Origin of the sequence: Mycobacterium asiaticum, assembly GCF_001673315.1 — a bacterium.
GTDB lineage: Bacteria > Actinomycetota > Actinomycetes > Mycobacteriales > Mycobacteriaceae > Mycobacterium > Mycobacterium asiaticum_B.
In genome coordinates, this window is record NZ_LZLQ01000038.1 from 87,872 (window position 1) to 103,929 (window position 16,058).

The 16,058-nt window shown below is 65.0% G+C and carries 14 protein-coding genes and 1 pseudogene; 6 read left to right on the top strand and 9 right to left on the bottom strand.

Features of this window, described 5'->3' with window-relative positions; all coding sequences use genetic code 11:
* Positions 1-12: 12 nt before the first annotated feature.
* A complete protein-coding gene (locus A5636_RS06825) occupies positions 13-228 on the top strand; it encodes a hypothetical protein (protein WP_065157938.1) in 216 nt (71 codons plus the stop codon).
* A 4-nt stretch (positions 229-232) separates the two neighbouring features.
* Here A5636_RS06825 and A5636_RS06830 read toward each other — a convergent pair whose 3' ends face one another.
* A complete protein-coding gene (locus A5636_RS06830; protein ID WP_065157939.1) occupies positions 233-979 on the bottom strand; it encodes an alpha/beta fold hydrolase in 747 nt (248 codons plus the stop codon).
* 291 nt (positions 980-1,270) lie between these two features.
* On the opposite strand from A5636_RS06830, the gene A5636_RS27710 reads away from it, so the two are divergent.
* Positions 1,271-1,414: a long chain fatty acid-CoA synthetase Faa4p gene (locus A5636_RS27710; RefSeq protein WP_155763670.1), complete on the top strand. Its 144-nt coding sequence runs from the start codon at positions 1,271-1,273 to the stop codon at positions 1,412-1,414.
* Positions 1,415-1,439: 25 nt separating this feature from the next.
* Here A5636_RS27710 and A5636_RS06840 read toward each other — a convergent pair whose 3' ends face one another.
* Both A5636_RS06840 and helR read right to left on the bottom strand, forming a co-directional pair.
* A complete protein-coding gene (locus A5636_RS06840; protein WP_081287643.1) occupies positions 1,440-3,962 on the bottom strand; it encodes a glycogen/starch/alpha-glucan phosphorylase in 2,523 nt (840 codons plus the stop codon).
* Positions 3,963-4,064: 102 nt separating this feature from the next.
* On the bottom strand, positions 4,065-6,266 hold the full coding sequence (helR, locus tag A5636_RS06845) for an RNA polymerase recycling motor ATPase HelR (protein ID WP_253900522.1): 2,202 nt from the start codon (positions 6,264-6,266) through the stop codon (positions 4,065-4,067).
* Between the two features lie 243 nt (positions 6,267-6,509).
* On the opposite strand from helR, the gene A5636_RS06850 reads away from it, so the two are divergent.
* Positions 6,510-7,985 (top strand): MFS transporter, encoded by a 1,476-nt coding sequence (locus A5636_RS06850; protein WP_065157941.1) that lies wholly within the window; start codon positions 6,510-6,512, stop codon positions 7,983-7,985.
* Positions 7,986-8,111: 126 nt separating this feature from the next.
* On the opposite strand, the gene A5636_RS06855 is transcribed toward A5636_RS06850, so the two are convergent.
* Entirely contained in the window at positions 8,112-8,435 is a 324-nt protein-coding gene (locus A5636_RS06855; RefSeq protein ID WP_065157958.1) for a DMT family transporter, read from the bottom strand.
* A gap of 53 nt (positions 8,436-8,488) precedes the next feature.
* Positions 8,489-9,124 carry an HD domain-containing protein gene (locus tag A5636_RS06860; protein ID WP_065157942.1) on the bottom strand — a complete coding sequence of 212 codons (636 nt, stop codon included), beginning with the start codon at positions 9,122-9,124 and terminating at the stop codon, positions 8,489-8,491.
* 101 nt (positions 9,125-9,225) lie between these two features.
* Here A5636_RS06860 and A5636_RS06865 point away from each other — a divergent pair, with 101 nt between their 5' ends.
* Positions 9,226-9,660 (top strand): DoxX family protein, encoded by a 435-nt coding sequence (locus A5636_RS06865; RefSeq protein ID WP_065157943.1) that lies wholly within the window; start codon positions 9,226-9,228, stop codon positions 9,658-9,660.
* A gap of 15 nt (positions 9,661-9,675) precedes the next feature.
* Here the strand turns inward: A5636_RS06865 and A5636_RS06870 are convergent, their stop codons facing one another.
* Together A5636_RS06870 and A5636_RS06875 are read right to left on the bottom strand one after the other, a co-directional pair.
* Positions 9,676-10,512, bottom strand: coding sequence for an oxidoreductase (locus A5636_RS06870; protein WP_065157944.1), 837 nt, complete (start codon positions 10,510-10,512; stop codon positions 9,676-9,678).
* Between the two features lie 94 nt (positions 10,513-10,606).
* Positions 10,607-10,879 carry a hypothetical protein gene (locus tag A5636_RS06875; protein ID WP_065157945.1) on the bottom strand — a complete coding sequence of 91 codons (273 nt, stop codon included), beginning with the start codon at positions 10,877-10,879 and terminating at the stop codon, positions 10,607-10,609.
* Positions 10,880-11,066: 187 nt separating this feature from the next.
* Between A5636_RS06875 and A5636_RS06880 the strand changes: the two genes are divergently transcribed.
* Complete coding sequence (locus tag A5636_RS06880) at positions 11,067-11,756, top strand: MspA family porin (protein WP_065157946.1); 690 nt, start codon at positions 11,067-11,069, stop codon at positions 11,754-11,756.
* On the opposite strand, the gene A5636_RS06885 is transcribed toward A5636_RS06880, so the two are convergent.
* Complete coding sequence (locus A5636_RS06885) at positions 11,729-12,997, bottom strand: serine hydrolase domain-containing protein (protein ID WP_065157947.1); 1,269 nt, start codon at positions 12,995-12,997, stop codon at positions 11,729-11,731. The two genes, A5636_RS06880 and A5636_RS06885, sit on opposite strands and share 28 nt — an antisense overlap.
* A gap of 78 nt (positions 12,998-13,075) precedes the next feature.
* Positions 13,076-13,955: pseudogene (gene ppk2, locus A5636_RS06890) on the bottom strand (polyphosphate kinase 2).
* Between the two features lie 321 nt (positions 13,956-14,276).
* Here ppk2 and A5636_RS06895 point away from each other — a divergent pair.
* Positions 14,277-16,058: PE family protein (locus tag A5636_RS06895; protein ID WP_155763669.1), on the top strand; the 1,782-nt coding region annotated here is incomplete at its 3' end.

Here is a 16,058-nt window from a genome sequence, read left to right on the forward strand (position 1 = left end):
ACTCGTTACGGCATGTCGAATTCAGGCCAACAATCCGCGGCCGCGAGCGATCGCGCCGCAGAGCTGAACGAGCAGGTAGCCGAGGGCCATGAGTGGGCCGCACGCGCGAACCCTAACAGCGAAAGCGACCTGCACAGCGACGCTGCCACCGAACACCGCCGGACCGCCGGGAAGGGTCGCTCGGAAGCCGAAGCCACCCGAAACCGCGACGACCAGCAAATCCCGTAACGGGTCAGTCGAGCATGGCCCAGAATCGGTCCAGCACCGCCGCTCCGCGGGCAGGGTCCTGCACCATCCACCAATGCCCCAGCCCGTCAAGTACTTCCGTGCGAGCTCCGGCACGTGCTGCCGCGCGCCGGCGGATCTCCTCGGAGCCGACGTAGGGGTCTTCGGTGGCCAGTATCGACAAGCCGGGTCGCACGGCGGCGTTCGCCAAGCCCTGACCTGCCTCGGCGATCGCCGGTTGCCGGGCCGAACGGTAGAGCACCAGGATCGCTCGCCCCATCTCCGGTCCCTGCGCCTCGGCGAGCGACGCCGCAATGTCGGGGGTGATGCCAAGGCCCGCCAACTGTGCGGCGCGGTCCTCAACGGTGCCCGCCATCATGGTCTCGACGAGCTCTTCGCCCGCTTCGGGTGTCTGCCAGATTTGGGCCATGTCATGCCAGACGTACTCGGGGTCAAAGAGGCCGACTACGTCGCTGGCCCAGCTGCGCACCAGCTCGGGTCGATGCATCACCACGTTGACGACGTGGCCCCCGCCCCAGTCGTGACCGACGAGGTCGATGGGTCCAGCTATCTGTTCCAGCTCCGCCTCGAGCCAATCGCGGTAGGCCAGGTAGGTAGCCGGAAAGTCATCGGGTAGCGGCGCACCGAACCCCGGCGGTGACAGCCGCACCACGTCTCGACGTCCGAGAGCGCCGACCAACGGGTCCCAGATCGCGTCAGTCTCCGGATTGCCATGCACCAGAACAACCGGCACGATGCCCTCCCTCGTGACTAAATCGGCAGGTGGCGAGGCATAAGCATAGACCGGTAGTTCCGGCTCTTCGGTCGCGGCGATTAGGTTTTGGCCTCGCGCCGCATTAGTCTTGCGCGCGGTCCGTCATCGACTCAGGAATACACCATGCCTATCCAGATGCCTATCCAGCCCACACTGCGTCGCTCACATTCGTTGCGCAGCGGTCGTGCACAGCGGTTCCCTCGTCGCGTTCATTGCCTGGCGGTCGGTCAGTGCTTCGACATCGAAGTGACTCGCGACGCCGAAGGATGGATGATCCGGGTCCCCGAATTGGGTGAGGTTACCCGGGCCAGCCGTCGGACGGCGGTCGAACTGGTGGCGCGTAGATGCATCGCATCCCGGACCGGCATCCCGATCGGGTATGTGACGGTGTACGTCACGCACGAAGGCGGTTAACGCCCAACGCTTTCCCGCTCCGGGATCAGATTTTCACCGTGAGTGGCCAGACCTGCCAGATATCCTCGCAGTATTCGGCGATGGCACGGTCCGATGAAAACTTGCCGCTACGTGCCGAATTCAGGATGGACATCTTCGTCCAGGCTTCCCGGTCCTGCCATGCGGCGCTCACCCGCTCCTGGCATTGCACATAGGACGCGAAGTCGGCGAGCACCAGGAATGGGTCGTGGTATCGCAGATTGTCCACCAGTGGCCGGAACACTTCGGGGTCGCCGTGCGAGAAGGTCCCCCCGGCAATGAGATCGAGCACCGCTCGCAGCTCGTCGTTGCTGTCGATGTAGTCCCCGGGGCGGTACCCGCTCGTCTTGAGTGCTTCGACCTCCTGCACCGTCATCCCGAACAGGAAGAAGTTCTCCGCCCCGGCCTCTTCGCGTATCTCGACGTTGGCGCCGTCGAGGGTGCCGACCGTCAGTGCGCCGTTGATCATGAACTTCATATTGCCGGTGCCCGACGCTTCCTTGCCCGCCGTCGAAATCTGCTCTGACACATCAGCCGCCGGATAGATCATGTGGGCGTTCTGGACGTTGAAGTTGGGAATGAACGCGACCTTGAGGAACCGGTTCACCTGCGGGTCGGCGTTGATGGTCTCGGCAACGGCGTTGATCAGCTTGATGATCCGTTTGGCGATAAAATAGCCGGGCGCTGCTTTGCCGCCAAAGATGAAGGCGCGCGGCGGGATTGTCAATTGAGGGTTCTGCTTGAGCCGGTAGTACAGCGCAATGATGTGCAGGACATTGAGATGCTGGCGCTTGTACTCGTGAATTCGCTTGACCTGGATGTCGAAGATCCAGTCCGGATTCAGTTCCACACCGGTCGCCGAGCGGATGAAGGATGCGAGGCGGGCTTTGTTGCCGCGCTTGATGTCTCGCCACTGCGCGCGGAAGGACGAGTTGTCGACGAACTGCTCCAGCCCGCGCAACCGCCCAAGATCTGTCAGCCAGCCGTCACCGATGGTGCGGTCCAGCAGCTCCCGCAGGCCGGGGTTGGCCAGCGCCAGGAAGCGACGGGGCGTCACTCCGTTGGTCTTGTTGCTGAATCGCTCCGGCCACATCTCGTAGAAGTCCTTGAGCACACTGTCTTTCAGCAATTCCGAGTGCAATGCCGCAACTCCGTTGATGGCGTGACTGCCGACGGTGGCCAGGTGCGCCATCCGAACGTTCTTACCGCCGTCCTCTCCGATCAGCGACATCCGGCCGACCCGGTCCGTGTCGCCCAGGAACCGGACGCGGACCTCGTCGAGAAAGCGCCGGTTGATTTCGTAGATGATCTCGAGGTGCCGGGGTAGCGACTGACCGAACATCTCCAACGGCCAAGTCTCCAACGCCTCGGGCAGCAGTGTGTGGTTGGTGTAAGCGAAGGTCGCGACCGTGATGTTCCAGGCCTCCTCCCAATCGAGGTGGCGCTCGTCGACCAGTAGCCGCATCAACTCGGCGACCCCGATCGAGGGATGAGTGTCGTTGAGCTGCAGGGCGAACCGCTGGGGCAGCTCGCGCACAGAGACATCAGCCAGGTCATCCATGATGTGCAGAACGTGTTGCAGCGAGCAGGACACGAAGAAGTGCTGTTGCAGCAGCCGGAGCCGTTTGCCCGCCTCGGGCTCGTCGTTGGGATAGAGCACCTTGGTGACCGTCTCCGAGGTCACCTCGTCCTCGACCGCTTTGTAATAGTCGCCGGTGTTGAACGCCTCGAGCGCAAACGATTTCACCGCTCGCGCACTCCATAACGTCAGCACGTTGCACGTGTTGACGCCGTAACCCTGGATGGGCGTGTCATACGCGACGCCTTTGAGCATCAGACCCGGTACCCACCGGGACCGGTCCCGGGCCCCCTTCCCGTCCGCGTCGTCGGTGTAGTGCTCGACGTGGCCGCCCCACTTGACCAGGTAATTGACGTCGGGTTTGGCTATCTCCCAAGGGTTTCCGCTGTCCAGCCAGTTGTCGGTCTGCTCGACCTGCCAGCCGTCGTGAATCTCCTGGTCGAAGATGCCGAACTCGTAACGGATCCCATAGCCGATCGCCGGGCGCTCCAGGGTGGCCAGCGAGTCCAGGTAGCAGGCGGCGAGGCGGCCGAGACCGCCGTTGCCCAGACCGGGTTCCTCCTCGCACGCCAGCACCTCGTCGTAACTTTGGCCCATGGCCGCCAGCGCTTCCCGTGCCGCTCGTTCCATCCGCAGGTTAAGCAGGTTGTTGCCGAGTTGGGGACCCATCAGGAACTCGGCTGACAGGTAACAGGTCACCTTGCGGCCAAGGTCGAGGGACACCTGGGTGGACGCCACCCGCCGGTCCTGCATACGGTCTCGCACTGCCAGCGCGAGCGCTCGGTAGTAATGCTCGGGCCGCAGCGCTGCGGCGGGGCGACCGATGGAATAGCGCAGATGGTCGGCGATTGCCCGCTGCAGCGCCGGCGCCTGCATACCAGTGCGGGCGGGTTCCACCAGGTGGCCGGTCGCCGTCGTCGGGCCAGAGGTTGGTCGATCGACATCCGTCATCGTGATTTCCACTCCCTAGGGGCCGTCCAGCATCGCACCGAGCCTGGGTGCGATGTTTTCACACCTGACGCGGGAATGCCGTCCGAAAAGGTGAACGCGGACCTACGAATACCGAGGCTCGAGATTGCTCAGCGCGGGTGGCAACGGGTCGCGATGCACCACCCCAAGGCGCTGGGTTGCGCGAGTCAGAGCGACGTAGAGTTCGGCCGCACCACGAGGGCCGCCGGCGAGGATGTGCTGCGGGTCCACCACCAGGACGGCGTCGAACTCGAGGCCTTTGGTTTCCGAGGGGACTACCGCGCCGGGCACGTCCGCTGGTCCGATCACAACGCTGGTTCCTTCGCGACGGGCTTCATCCTGGATGAATTCGTCGATGGCAGAGCGTAATTCGTCGTTGGTAACCTGTCGGGCCCAGGGCTTGACGCCACTTGCGCGCACCGACTCGGGTGGCACGACGCCGGGTGCATACTGCGCGAGCAACCCGGCGGCCACAGCCATGATTTCCGCCGGTGTCCGGTAGTTCACCGACAGCGGGCGGTAGACCCAGCGGTTAGGCACGTAGGGCTGTAACACGGTGTCCCACGACGTAGCTCCGGCGGCCGAACGCCGTTGGGCAAGATCACCGACCACCGTGAACGAGCGGGCCGGGCAGCGCCGCATCAGCACCCGCCAGTCCATCTCGGAAAGTTCCTGCGCCTCGTCCACCACGACATGCCGGTAGGTCCAATTCCGGTCCGCTGCAGCACGTTCAGCCAGATCTCGGGTGTCACGTTCGATGAACCTCTCGGCTAGATCCGCACCGTAGAGCAGGTCCTGAGCCAGCAGTTGGTCCTCGTCGTCCATCAGGTCCTCGCGACTGACCATCAGATCGAGCACACCGGCGGCATACGCGGCTTCCTCCCGCTGTTCCTGCTCGGCGGTCCGCTTGGCAAGCTCTTCTGCCGCCTTGTTGACGCCGAGCAGGTCGGTGAGTTCGTCGAGGAGTGGCACATCCGATACCGTCCACGCGTCTCCCGCCTCGCGGAACAGCGCCGGATCGGCACCTGCCGCACGCAGCTTCTCTGGGGACTCCAACAGGGACGCCAGCAACTCCTGCGGGGTCAAGATCGGCCAGAGTTGGTCGAGCGCACCGGTGAACGCGGCGTTGTCGTCGAGTTCCTCGATCAACTCCTCGCGGAGCTTCTCCCACGCGTCACGGTCCGAACGCGACAACCAGCCCCGGCCGATCTTGCCGATCGCTCGCTCCGTCAGCGCCCACGTAACGATGTCGGTGAAGGCGGCGCGCGCCGCGTTGTGCGGCAGCTTGGTGGCGCGGGCCTCCTCCCTGGCCCATCCCGCAGTCTCCGCGTCGATGCGCATCGTCACATCGGACAGTTTGATCAGCAGCGGATCCTGCGGTAGGCGCTGACGGTCGGCAACCGCGGCGGCGAGCACATCGAGGATTTCCAGCGAGCCCTTGATTCGCGCAACCGCCGGGTCGTCCTCGGCCGTCACCTGCAGACCAGGCACCAGGTCACCGGTCGTCATGAACACCACGGTGGACTCGCCCAACGAGGGGAGCACTCGGCTGATGTGGTTGAGGAACGCCGAATTGGGCCCGATCACCAGCACGCCGTGACGTTCCATCCGCTCCCGTTGGGTGTAGAGCAAGTACGCGACGCGATGCAACGCCACCACCGTTTTGCCGGTACCCGGTCCACCTTCGATCACCAGCACACCGGCGTGATCGAGACGGATGATCTCGTCCTGCTCGGCCTGAATGGTGGCCACGATGTCGACCATCCCGTCGCCACGCGGCGCGTTCACGGCGGCCATCAGGGCGGCGTCGCTGGAACTTGCGCGCTGATCGCCAGCCTCGGGACGGCCGAGGACCTCGTCGGTGAAGTCGACGACCCGACGGCCGCGGGTGTGAAACTGCCGGCGCCGGCGCATGTTCTCCGGGTTCGCGGCGGTCGCCGTGTAGAACGCGCGCGCCGCCGGTGCACGCCAATCGAGCAACAACGGTTCGTATTCGTCGGTCTCGTCGAGCAGGCCGATACGGCCGATATAGGAACGCTTTCCGGAGACACTGTCCAACCGTCCGAAACACAGCCCGTCGTCAGCGACGTCGAGCCGCGTCATCCGTCTGGCCAGCGCTCGCACCTCGACGTCACGATCCATCGCGGTCTGGCCCTCTCCCAGCAACGCCGTGCGGTAACGGGCTTTGGCCTGCGCCCGCTCGTGGTCCAGACGTGCGTAGAGCCCGTCGACGTAGCTCTGCTCGGCACGCAACTCTTCCTCGTAACCCGTGTCTGATCCGCGCAATTCGCAATTCCCCCTGACGTCCGGCCAGTCATTGTGCGCCACCACCGGGGCCTTGCCGCAAGCCCCCGGGGCCGGGATACGGTGGAAGAGGAAGCCAGGGTCTCCGGGTTGTGCACAAGGGGAGTGCTCGGTGAGCGCGTTGGGCGCGAAGCCTGCGAGGACAGCTGAGGTTTTTAGCGGCCGCGCCAACCGAACTCGCACAGAACGTCACGACGAGTCCCGGGATGGCGCAGAATTTCTGCCGTGGACCGGGCAACCAACACCGAACCCGCTCAGCCAGGTCAACTGCCATTGGCGTCGGCGGGTGCGCGCTGGCTCATAGCCGCCGCCGTCCTCGGCTCGGGTATCGCGTTTCTGGACGGCACCGTGGTGAACGTCGCACTGCCCGCCATCGGGCGAGACTTCGGTGCGGGGCTGACTGACCAGCAGTGGATCCTAGATGGATACCTGTTGACGCTGAGCGCGTTAATGCTGTCCGGTGGCGCCGCTGGGGATCGCTACGGCCGTCGCCGCGCCTTCCTTGCCGGATTGGCGATCTTCACGGCGGCTTCACTCGCCTGCGGTCTGGCGTCGAGCAGTGGGTGGCTGATCGGCGCGCGAGTGCTGCAGGGCGTCGGGGCCGCGGCACTGGTGCCTGGCAGCCTTGCCTTGATTGATGCCGGCATCACCGAGGAGGACCGTGGTCGTGCGGTGGGAATCTGGGCCGGCATGTCTGGTGGGACGACGGCGCTGGGTCCGTTCGTCGGGGGGTGGCTGGTGGACTCCGTGTCGTGGCGTTTGGTGTTCCTTCTGAACGTTCCGCTCGCGGTGGCCGTGGCGTGGATCGCGCTGCGGCATCTGCGTGAGTCACGCGATCCGACGGCGACCGGCAGTCCCGACTTTGCGGGGGCCGCGACCGTCACCGTCGGCTTGGCCGGCCTGATCTATGCCCTGATTGAGGCGCCGTCGCGCGGCTGGACTCCGGTTACGGTGGTCGCTGCGATCATCGGCACCACAGGGTTGCTCGCTTTTCCGCTGATCGAACGTCGCACGCAGTCACCCCTGTTGCCGCTCAGACTGTTTCGTTCCCGGCAATTCACTGGCGCTAACCTCACGACGCTGGCCGTATACGCGGCTGTCGGCGGCGCACTGTTCTTGTTGGTGCTACAGCTACAACAAAGTCTGCACTACACAGCGCTCGCGGCCGGCCTGGCGACACTGCCGATCACCCTCATCACCATGGTCGGGTCACCACTGGCCGGTGCATTCGCGCAGCGAACCGGTCCCCGAATCCCCATGACGGTCGGCCCGTTGGTTGCCTCGATCGGCCTGGCGTTGATGGCGCGAATCACCCCGGGGGCAACGTACCTGGGTGCGGTGTTGCCGGCCGTGGCGGTGTTCGGCGTCGGGCTCGCGATCACCGTCGCCCCGCTGACCGCAGCCGTCTTGTCAGCCGTTCCCGACACCTATGCCGGTACGGCCTCGGGTGTCAACAACGCGATCTCGCGCGTCGCCGGATTGCTCGCCATCGCGGTACTGCCCATCGCCGCCGGTATCAGTGCGGGCCCGGGGCAGCCTCTCGGACCCGGTTATTCGGTGGCGATGCTTCTCACCGCGACCGTGTGTGTGGTCGGCGCGTGCGTCGCCTGGCTGACCATTCGCACCGGCGCGGACGTCACGCCCCAAGTTCTGCCGGGGATCAATCATGCGTGCCAAGATCCTTGCACCCAGAATCGTTGAGCCCGAAGGTTGACGGGGCCGTCGGCCACGGTTGAACGCGCCTGGTCGGTGCAGTGCCGGATCGCCCTGAAATGGCCGACGGCAAAATGCTGGGCCCCCGCCTTTGAAACATTCGGGGCCCGGGAATCAATGCGCCCCACCGAGATTCAACGTGACCACGCCGGCAATGATCAGGCCGACACCGACCACCTTCGCAACTGACAGCGGCGAGCCCAGGAACGTCACTGCGATCAACACGATCGCTGCCGTGCCTATCGCCGACCACAGCGCGTAGGCGACATCGGTTTGCATCCCCCGCGAGATCGACAGCGCCAGCAGTGCGAACGCGATGGCGTATCCGAGGAGGCAGGCGGCCGTCGGCCACAGTCGAGTGAAGCCGTCGGTGCTCTTGAGCAGGCTGGTGGCCACGACTTCGGCGAAGATGGCGACGAGTAGGAACAGATATGCGATGGCGGGCCTCCTCGTGTGCCTTTCAGGTGTACACGAGGCGATTGCAGAGTCGGTCAACTACCCCACCGGCCGGCCGCGGCCATCTGCTCCAGCGCCGTGACGCCGCCATCGCGCCTTTCGCGCAGTACCTCACCGCCCATGGTGTACGGCATTCCCGCCTCGGGACTGCGCCCGGCGTGGACGGCGATGGCATCCACCAGCGAGGTGGCCATGGCAAGCCGCGGGTATTGAGCGTGAATCGCCCTGGCGGCCTGGGCATCAACGAAGTCGGCGTTTCGGCCGAAGTCGATACCGACTCCACCACTGACCAGGTAGCAGATCGGGCCGCGGCGATTCGCGATGCCCATGGAACTGTGCAGCGCGATGGCCTCCCACACGGCATCGACTACCGCGCGGTCACAACCTTGCTCGGTCAGCAGCCTGGCCGCCAGGTCGGCGCCCTCGACTTCGAAACGTTGCTTACCGGGCGCAGCGCTACCGGTGCCGAGATCGTGTAAGACACAGCCTAGGAATAGTGTCTCGCTGTCGTAATCGGACTGTTGACGCAAACCCTCGTGAGCGGCGAGCAGCTCACCAAACAGGTAACTACGAACACTGTGATTGAAAACCGATGTGGACTCGGTGGATTGGGCCAGTTGAAGCGCGGCCCGAGCTACCGCGGAATCGACGAGGCCTGGAAGTAATTGCATGTCGACGACGCTACGACCTGGCCGACCTCGGCCGTGAGTGACGCAAGCGACGCATATCCCACTGATTAGGCCATCGATGGACGAGCCGTAACGTGCGTCGTATGACGACGAATCTCGACCAGCGCCTCGCGGGCTACTCGCCCGTAGTGGTGAGTCTGTTCCGACTGGTCTACGGCATCCTTTTTGCCGGGTACGGGTCCATGATTCTGTTCGGCTGGCCGGTCGCCTCTGGGCAAGACATTCCGGTAGGGCAGTGGCCCGCTTGGTATGCCGGGCTCATCGAACTTGTGACGGGATTGTTGATCGCGGCCGGACTGGTCACCCGGATTGCTGCTTTTCTCGCGTCCGGCCACATGGCGGTCGCCTATTTCTGGATGCATCAACCGCAGTCGTTGTGGCCCATCGGTGATCCGCCCGGCGGCAATGGCGGGACACCGGCCATCCTGTTCAGCTTCGCCTTCTTTCTGCTGGTATTCCTGGGCCCGGGACGGTACTCGATGGACGGCGTGCTCTCAACGAAGTCCCGTGCCCGTTAACAGGATTGGGAGCCGCTACGTGCAGTCGTCGAGACAGGTGCCCGCGCTGAGCTCCTCCCAGTCCGCGATTTCCTTGGCGCGCCGTTCGGCGATGTGACGGTAAGAGAACAGGGCGTCCTGGCCCAACAGTAGGAACGCGGGCGGTTCGTTTGCTTCGACTGCGGTGACGATCGCCACCGCGGCTTTGGCGGGGTCGCCGGTTTGGCTGCCGTGCATGGTGTCGTTCTCTTTGCGACGGCGCCCCGCGGTCTCGGAGTATGCGTCGATCACCGTTTCCGACTGCTTCAGCGAGCGTCCGGCGAAATCGGTGCGGAAAGCGCCGGGCTCGACGACGGTGACCGAAATGCCCAGCGGCGCAAGTTCCCCCTGTAGAGCACCGCTCATTCCTTCCAGGGCGGCTTTGGCCGCGGAGTAGTAACCCGACCCGACCGGGGTCAACTGCACTCCGATCGAGGAGATGTTGACGATGGCGCCGGACCCGCGTTCGCGCATTCCTGGCAGGACGGCCTTGATCATTGCGACCGGGCCGAAGAAATGCGTTTCGAACAGAGCGCGAACTTCGGCGTCTTCGCCCTCTTCGATGGCCGCGCGGTAACCGTAGCCGGCGTTGTTGACCAGCACGTCGATGCCACCGAACCGCTCCTCGGCCTGCTGTACGGCCTCCTTGACCTGCTCCGGCTCCGTCACGTCAATGGTCACTGCCAGCACCTGGTCCGGGGTTTCCTCCGCAAGATCGTTGACGGTGGCGACGTCGCGGGCCGTGACGACTGCGTTGTGGCCGGCGTGGATGACGACTTCAGCTAACGCGCGTCCAAGCCCTGTCGAGCAACCGGTGATGAACCAGGTGGACAACTCGAAAGTTCCTTCCGGTCGCGGTCGCGGTCGCCAAGAGACCTACCAGAACTGCTGATTGTCTTGTAATGCAGCCTATTTCAGCGCTTCTTCGTTAGAAGCCCATCTTCTGGCACTTGACGACTCGATTCTGGCAAAACATTCCACTGCCGGTCCAGTCTTTGGCGCCGGGTACGCCGAAGTTATTGGGCGTATCCGTTGAGCGGTAATCCTGGGTCAGCGGCGGGTTGATGGCGACGAAGTAGTCTTCGATCAACGGCGGCGTCGTGTCCTCGGGGTCCGCGTTGGCCACGCCGGCGCTGCCGATTGCGGCCGCAACTCCGATCAGGCTGGCGGCAATTCCCGCAGCAAATTTCTGAAGGCTCATTGGTCGCCCTCTCCGCTTCTGGCGCAAATGATGGGGCATGTCAATTATACGTGCAATCGGGTGTGCGATCCGAGCCTGCCGAGTATTCATCGCAAACCGGCTACGAACGCGCAACAACTCCGGTCAGGTCATCCAGCAAAGCGCTCACCGCCTCGGAACTGTACCTAGCGTGTAATCCGTGGTGCGCATGTCCGCGGTCGTACGTCGTGCTGCGGTTCTCGCTGTCTGTCTCGCGCTACCGGTGGCGCCTCCGTCGGCGGCCGCCGATCCCACCTCACAGCCGGTCGGCGCCGCGGCATCGGCGGACGGTGCGGTAGCGCCCGGTACGCCTGCGCGGCTGACCACGCCGGACGGCTGGATCCTGGCACTCGGGGCGAAAGACGAGAAACACGTACCGGTGGCACCGCTGACCACAGCCGTATCGTCTCGCGAATACCTGTCCAGCGGAATATTCGTCGCTTCCCTGACCGGTCCGGAAACCCCGCACGGCATTCTCGAAGTCGGGTATGAGATCGGCTGCGGCATCGACATGAGCACCGCCAATGGCGTCACCATGGCCAACGGCGGCGGCGTCTCACCATCCCTCGGCGCGGTACTGCCGTTCGGGCCCGGCGAGCCGTTCCAGCTCTTACCGATAATCAGCGCGCAGTCCAATAGCCTGGTCAGCGTAGGGCTCAAGCCCGGATTCGTCGTGGTGGTGCCGGTGGTCAGGAAGGAATTCAAGGGACCAAATCCGTGGATCATGATCGACAAGTTCCACATGAAGATCGACGGCTGTGTCGGCCAGTCGTTCGTCCGGTCCTACTCGACCCTGACCCGTATCACCGACGAATCCGACGTGGTGCTGTCCTATGTCGGTTCGACCAAGGCGGTCTGATACCGCGCACCGAGATTCGGCACGGTGTTGCAACCGCGTTGATGGGCGGCGGTGGTGGCACGGCGGATGGGCAGGATCAGCGGCACGAAAAGTATCTGGTCCAACAGGATCGGCGTGATCAGGCGGTTGTGCACGAACGCGAAGGAACTCTTGGTGACGGGGTCGGCCCAACCGATAGTGCCGCCCAGCCCGGCGTGCCCGTAGCCGCGCAGCAGGCCAGGTACCGGTGACCCGTGGTAGCCCAGATTGAACGACATCGGAACGATCAAGTTCAGGTCCGGCCGCAAACTGGTCTTGCCGAGCAGGCCGGCCGCCAATTCGGTTGACAGCAGCTGTGTTTGGTCGATCCGGCCGTCGTTGGCCAAAGCGCCGTACATCTTGGCCAGCCCGCGCGCGGTGACCACGGCATTGACCGAGGGGATCTCGCTGTCCAGGAACGGTGTGTCGCCCTGGATCAAAGAAGTGATTCCGGGGACGTACATGGCGCCCAAACCGCCGGCCACCGGCAGCTCCGCAAGCCGGGGTGCGAGCAGGTCGAACAGTGGGTTGGCCCGGGTGCTCTGGGGGAACATGATTTGCGCGGCTGTGGTTGGCGCCCCGGCCGGCGGACGTCCGAGGTGCAACCCGTCGGTGTCGAGGGTCTGGGCGATCTCGGTGCGGAACAACTCGCGCATGCCCTTGCCCGTGATCGCCCGCGCCAGTCCCGACGTGAGCCATCCGTAGGTGAACGCGTGATAGGCCGCCCGGCCCGCGTGTCGACCTACGGGCGCGGCCGCCATGCGCTGTTCCATCAGCCGGTGGTCCAAAAGCTCTTCCTGGCTGACGCCACCTAAATCCGACAAACCCGACTTGTGCGCGAGCATGTCGCGCACGGTGATCTCGGACTTTCCGTTGGCGCCGAATTCCGGCCAGTACTGCGCCACCGGAGCGTCGTAGGAGAGTTGTCCGCGGTCGACGAGCCGGTGCAGGACGGTTGCCGCTATGCCCTTGCTCGCGGAAAAGACCATCGTCCCGGTGTCAGCCGTCCACGGCACCTCACCGTGCCGGTCCGACCAACCGGTCCACACGTCGACAACCGGTTGGCCGTCTACGTACACCGACAGGGCTCCGCCGCCGAATCGCGGTCCGCCGGAAAATATCTTCGCAAAGGTCTGCACCGCGCAGGAGAAGCGAGGGTCGGCGGCACCGTGTACGCGTGCTGGCAGCCCGTTGCCGGCCTCTAGGAGGGCTAGTTGCGTCATGATTTGAGACCCGGGCATCGCTGGAACATGAGAATCATATTACCAGCGGGTGGAAATACTATTCTTCGTGTGCAGTGGTCAGTCTTCCAACGCGCGGCCGACGATCAACGGATCAGGCACACCCACCAGTTCGTAGTCCTTGTCCTCGTAGTCGAATTTGTCGAGTAGGTGACGCATGGCGTTGATGCGGGCCCGCTTCTTGTCGTTGCTTTTCACCACGATCCAAGGCGCGAAGTCGGTGTCGGTTGCTGCGAACATCTCCTCCTTGGCCGCTGTGTAGGCGTCCCACTTGTTCACCGACTCCATATCCATCGGCGAGAATTTCCATTGCTTGACGGGGTCGACAAGGCGAATCGCAAACCGAGTGCGTTGCTCGTGGGGCGACACCGAGAACCACAGCTTGGTGAGCTTGATGCCGTCGTTGACCAGAAGCTTCTCGAATGCCGGTGCCTGCTCGAGGAAATTCGGCGTGCTGCTCGGGCGTGCAGAATCCCATCACCTTCTCCACGCCGGCCCGGTTGTACCACGAGCGGTCGAACAGCACCATTTCACCGGCGGCCGGCAGGTGGGTCACGTAACGCTGGAAGTACCACTGTGTCTGTTCGCGCTCGGAAGGTTTTTCCAGTGCCACCACCCGGGCGGTCCGGGGGTTCAGGTGCTCCATGAACCGCTGAATGGTGCCGCCTTTGCCGGCGGCGTCGCGTCCCTCGAACAGGATCATGTGCCGGGTGCCGGTGCGTCTGCTGTGATTCTGCAACTTGAGCAGTTCTATCTGTAGCCGGCGTTTGAGCCACTCGTATTCATCCCGGGACATCCGGTGGTCGTATGGATAGCGTTCGCGCCAGGTCTCGACCGGGTTGCCCTGACGGTCGAGCAGGACAGGTTCGTCGCCATCCTCGTCATCGACGGTGTAACCGTGCTCGGGCGTTGAAAGGGTGTCCAGATCTATCTCTGCCATGATTCCAAGCTATGCGCTGAGCCGAAAAACATTGTCCTGCAGATCATTCGACGATAGCTAGGGCAGCGTTGAACGCGGGTGTGGCGAACGCATACGTGTCCCGGGATCGCCGTCGGTACGCGTTCCGCGCGAACTCGAATATGAGCGAGACAGAAAAATCCAAACAATTTGCCGGGATTCATCCCGCTGTTGAGAAGACGCGTCTAATATACCGGGATTGTTTCTGCTAGAGGTATTGACCGGTGAGTTTGCTGAGTGTGATGTGCACGGCACGTCGGCTCTCGGCATTTGGCGCTATTTCCCTACCGACGGGAGATCGAGATGTCGTCCTTCGTGATCGTTTCGCCGGACGCGGTGGCGGCCGCCGCGCAGGATCTGACCGGCTTGGGGACGGCGCTTCAGGCCGCCAACGCGGCGGCGGCGGGTTCGACGACATCGCTGCTGGCAGCGGCACAGGATGAGGTGTCTGCGGCGATCGCCTCGTTGTTGGGCAGCTATGGCCGGGAGTATCAGGCGCTGAGCGCGCAGGCGTCCGTGTTTCATGCCGATGTGGTGCGTGCGTTGCACCTGGGCGCGGCCAGCTATGCCGCGGCCGAGGCTGCCGGCGCCTCGCCACTCGAGGCCGTGCAGCGAACCATCTTGGACGCCATCAATGCCCCCACCACTGTGTTGTTGGGTCGGCCGCTGATCGGTGACGGCGCCAATGGTGCACCGGGTACCGGCGCGGCCGGGGGCGCCGGCGGGATCTTGTGGGGCAACGGGGGTAACGGCGGTTCGGGCGGCATCGGTGAGTCCGGTGGGGCTGGTGGTGACGCCGGGTTCTTCGGCAATGGCGGCTTAGGTGGAGCCGGCGGTTCTGGTGCAGCCGGTGCGGTGGGCGGGGTCGGTGGACGTGGTGGTGCCGGCGGGTTCTTGGGCGGTTTCGGCGGGACCGGTGGTGCCGGCGGGCTCGGCGGTAGCGGCACTGACACCTTGGCCGCCGGTGCAGGCGGGGTCGGCGGCGCCGGCGGGTTGGGCAGAGCGCTGACTTTCTACACCGGCGGCGCGGGTGGCGCCGGCGGCATCGGCGGTACCGGTGTCGACGGCGTGGCCCTTGGCGTGGGAGCGGCGGGTGGCTCCGGCGGCGTCGGCGGAGCGGGCGGAGTCGGCGGCGCCAGCATTGGTCTGTTCGGTGGCGGCGGGTCCGGCGGCGTCGGTGGCGCCGGTGGTGTTGGCGGTCTGGGTGCTGACGGCGGCGCCGGTCCAAACTCGTTGACCGCTGGCGGTCTTGGCGGTGGCGGCGGTACTGGCGGTGATGCCGGGACCGGCGGCGCCGGTGGATCCGGCGGAATGTTCGGGGTGGCAGGCGCATCCGCGAGTGCGGGTATGGGCGGCGACGGCGGCGCCGGCGGGCAAGGCGGCGCGGGTTACAACGGGTCGGCGGTTCCGGGCGCTTCCGGTGGCCAAGGAGGCAATGGCGGTGGCGGCGGAACGGGTGGCAGCGGAAGCATCAATGGCAACGGCGGCCGGGGCGGTCAGGGCGGCACGGGCGGCGCTGGGTTCGACGCGACCGGTTTGACTACCGGCGTCAACGGCGGCAACGGCGGCGGGGGCGGTAACGGCGGAGCCGGCGGGGTGGCCGGCAGCGGTGGAGTCGGCGGCTTTGACGGTAACGGTGGCGCCGCGGGTGAGGGTGGCGCCGGCGGTCGGGGTGCGAACAACGTTGCCGGTGGCGATGGCGGTGACGGCGGCGATGGCGGGGGTGGCGGCACCGGCGGCGTCGCTGGCGGAGTAAGTGGCACCCGAGGTGCCGATGGCGCGGGCGGCCGCGCCGGTGACGGCGGAAACGGGGGTACCGGACTTACCGGTACGTCGACAGATGACGGGGGTCAGGGCGGTCGGGGCGGTACCGGTGGTACCGGTGGTGATGCCGGTGGTGCGAATGTCGCCGCTGGTGACGGCGGCCACGGTGGCCGCGGCGGTATAGGCGGCGCCGGGTATGACCAGCCGGCGAACTCCGGCGGCACGCCCCTGGACGGCGGTAAGGGCGGCAAGGGCGGGAGCGCTGCTGTCAACGAGGCGTTCGTGTCCACTGTTCGCGCGGCGAGTTCCTTTGGACGAACT